Raw genomic sequence first — 473 nt, 5'->3', positions numbered from 1 at the left:
TTCCAGAACGTGGCGCTGTTTCCGAACCTGTCGGTGATGGACAACGTCCGCGTCGGCGCCCATTCGAAGACCTCCAGCGACATCATCAGCGACTCCCTGAAGCTTGCCTGGGTCCGGCGCAGCGAGACCAGCGTCAACAAGAAGGTGCACGAGATCCTCGCCTATCTCGATCTCGAGGACGTCGCCCACACCGTCGTGTCCGGCCTGCCCTTCGGCACGCAGAAGCGCGTCGAGCTGGCGCGCGCGCTCGCGGCCGATCCGAAGATCCTGCTGCTCGACGAGCCGGCCGGCGGCCTCAACCATGAGGAAGTCTATGTGCTCGGCGACCTCATTCGCCGCATCCGCGACGAGCGCCACATGACCGTGCTGCTGGTCGAGCACCACATGGGCCTCGTGATGTCGATCGCCGACCACGTCGTCGCGCTGAACTTCGGCAAGAAGCTCGCGGAGGGCACGCCCGCCCAGGTGCAGGC

The 473-nt window shown here is 66.0% G+C and carries 1 protein-coding gene; it reads left to right on the top strand.

What is annotated here, in order from left to right:
• The coding region (locus MOV74_RS40285) for an ABC transporter ATP-binding protein (RefSeq protein ID WP_246933118.1) at positions 1 to 473 on the top strand (473 nt) is incomplete at both ends.

The sequence above is a fragment of the Bradyrhizobium sp. SHOUNA76 genome (assembly GCF_023006445.1).
Lineage (GTDB): Bacteria > Pseudomonadota > Alphaproteobacteria > Rhizobiales > Xanthobacteraceae > Bradyrhizobium.
Note: the sequence above shows the minus strand (reverse complement) of the source record. Positions and strands in the feature narration are given on the sequence as shown.